Source organism: Xanthomonas sp. SHU 166 (genome assembly GCF_000364685.1).
Taxonomy (GTDB): domain Bacteria; phylum Pseudomonadota; class Gammaproteobacteria; order Xanthomonadales; family Xanthomonadaceae; genus Xanthomonas_A; species Xanthomonas_A sontii.
In genome coordinates this window covers 1-2,431 of the sequence record NZ_AQOJ01000827.1, presented here as the reverse complement: position 1 = coordinate 2,431, position 2,431 = coordinate 1, and the positions used below count along the sequence as shown (strand labels likewise).

Here is a 2,431-nt window from a genome sequence, read left to right as displayed (position 1 = left end):
CGGCCGCCGCCGCATCGGCGCAGGCCGCGCCGACGATGCCGGCGCCGACGACGATCAGGTCGAAACCGCTCATGCGGCGCCGATGCCCCAGGCGAACGGATCCTGCGGATCGATCGACAACTGCGCGCGCGCAGTGATGTAGGCCTGCCCGGTGATGCGCGGCAGTACCCCGCGCGCACCGGCCGTGTAGCTGCCCTCGAACACGCTGCCGAGGATGCCCTGCTGCCGCCACACCTGGCCCGGCGCCAGCTTACCGTCGGCGGCCAGGCACGCCAGCTTGGCGCTGGTGCCGGTGCCGCAGGGCGACCGGTCGTAGGCCAGGCCCGGGCACAGCACGAAGTTGCGCGCATCGGCGCTGGCGTCCGGCGCCGGCCCGTTGATCTCGATGTGGTCGATCTCGCCACCGTCGGCGCCGCGGATGCCGGCCGCCTCCAGTGCCAGCCGCACCGCCTCGGTGTAGGCGGTCAGCGCGCGCTGGTGGCGCAGTTCCAGCGCGCACGGGGTCTGTTCGGTGATGAAGAACCAGTTGCCGCCCCAGGCGACGTCGCCGCGCACGCGCCCGTACTCGGGCACCTGCACTTCGACGCCGGTGGCGTGGCGGTAGCTCTCGACGTTGTCGACCGAGACGCGGCCGTCGGCGTGCAGTTCCACGCCGACCGTGCCTACCGGCGTCTCGATGCGGTGCGTGCCCGCGCTCAGCCGGCCCAGCTCGGCCAGCGTGCGCACCAGGCCGATGGTGCCGTGGCCGCACATGCCCAGGTAGCCGACGTTGTTGAAGAAGATCACCGCCGCGCAGGCATCGGCGGCCACCGGCGGCAGCAGCAGCGCGCCGACCATGGTGTCCGAGCCGCGCGGCTCGCAGGCGATGGCGCTGCGCCAGGCGTCGAAGCGCGTGCGGAACAGCTCCCGGCGTTCGGCCAGGGAACCGGTTCCCAGATCGGGGAAGCCGGAGACGACGACACGGGTCGGTTCGCCGGCGCTGTGCGAGTCGATGACATCGAGTGTATGCATGGGGCCATGCTCACATTCGGCACCGTCGCCGGCTAGCAGCGTTTGCCTGTCGCCAATGCGGAAGTTCGCACAACCCGGCGACGCCCGCCGGTGCCGACTTAGGCTAGCATCGACATTCGGGGGACGCGCGGCGGCGCGCCCGCACCGCCGCCCACTTCCGCAGGTGAACGCCATGGACACTCTGATTTCGGCACTGGAACTGCAGACGCTGTTCGACGCCCTGCCGGACGTGGTGTTCTTCGTGAAGGACCGCGACGGCCGCTACACCCACGTCAACCTGACCCTGGTGCGGCGGCTGGGCAAGAAATACCGCGCCGACCTGATCGGCAAGTCGGCGGCGGACGTGTTCCCGCTGCCGCTGGGCGGCAGCTACCTGATGCAGGACCGGCGCGTGCTGTGCGGCGAGGTGATCGAGAACCAGCTCGAAGTGCACTTGTTCCCGAACCGCACCCCCGGCTGGTGCCTGACCTTCAAGCGCCCGCTGTGCGAGGGCGAGGAGGTGATCGGCGTGGTCGGCATCTCCCGCGACCTGGGCCAGCCGGACAGCCGCCATTCCGCCTACGAGCGCATCAGCCGCGCCATGGAACACATGCAGGCGCACTACGGCGACAACCTGCGCGTGCAGACCCTGGCCGACCTGGCCGAGCTGTCGGTGGCGCAACTGGAGCGGCACTTCCGCCGCGTGTTCCAGCTGACCCCGCAGCAACTGCTGACCAAGATGCGCATCGAAGCGGCGATGCGCCTGCTGCACGGCGACGACAGCATCGCCAGCATCGGCCAGCTGTGCGGCTTCGCCGACCAGAGCGCCTTCGCCCGCCAGTTCAAGGCCACCGTGGGCATGACCCCGCGCGACTACCGGTCGATGAAGGGCAAGCTGTGAAGAGCTGGGAATGGGGAATGGGGAATCGGGATTGGTTTTTTGGCTGAATGCGGGCGTTGGGATCGCGACGCTGTTGAGGCTGTCGCAGGAGCAGTTTCGACTCCCCACGAACACCCGCGCCCACAGTGACAAGCCCCTCTCCCTCCGGGAGAGGGGTTGGGGTGAGGGTGCGGCGGAGCCATTACGTCGAAAAACCATGGCAATTCCGCAACTGCACCCCGCGACTGTGCTTCAGTGGGCACCCGCCTGTCGCGGCTGATCCCGCAAAGGGCCAGGAACCGCGCCTGGCGCGACACACGCAGTCGCGACGCCCGAAGCCCACCTTGCCAACCATCCCGGCCCGCCCCGCTGCACCGGCCGCTCAGGTCGCAAGTGGTAGCATTCTTCGTTTCCGGTCCACGCGTCATCCATGGTCAGCCTATTCCGCCGCAACAAGCCCCAGGACAACGCCGGCGAGAGCCGCACGCAGCGCTACAGCATCGAGGAACTGGCCGCCGCCTTCCCCAAGCCGGCAAGCGCCGAACCCGCTGCGCCTGCGCC

General features: G+C 69.6%; 2 protein-coding genes and 1 pseudogene. 2 read left to right on the top strand and 1 reads right to left on the bottom strand.

Annotation, left to right across the window (positions count from 1 at the left end; all coding sequences use genetic code 11):
* Nucleotides 1–69 precede the first annotated feature (69 nt).
* Nucleotides 70–1,011, bottom strand: coding sequence for a 4-hydroxyproline epimerase (locus D180_RS18935; RefSeq protein ID WP_017911045.1), 942 nt, complete (start codon nucleotides 1,009–1,011; stop codon nucleotides 70–72).
* A 172-nt stretch (nucleotides 1,012–1,183) separates the two neighbouring features.
* Between D180_RS18935 and D180_RS18930 the strand changes: the two genes are divergently transcribed.
* Complete coding sequence (locus D180_RS18930; protein ID WP_017911046.1) at nucleotides 1,184–1,891, top strand: AraC family transcriptional regulator; 708 nt, start codon at nucleotides 1,184–1,186, stop codon at nucleotides 1,889–1,891.
* Nucleotides 1,892–2,300: 409 nt separating this feature from the next.
* Nucleotides 2,301–2,431 (top strand): annotated as a pseudogene (locus tag D180_RS23550) (signal recognition particle-docking protein FtsY); the annotation flags it as partial.

Excerpts from the sequence above, each read along its gene's own strand:
- D180_RS18935 (WP_017911045.1), bottom strand. The coding sequence starts at position 1,011 with ATGCATACACTCGATGTCATCGACTCGCACAGCGCCGGCGAACCGACC.
- D180_RS18930 (WP_017911046.1), top strand. The coding sequence starts at position 1,184 with ATGGACACTCTGATTTCGGCACTGGAACTGCAGACGCTGTTCGACGCC.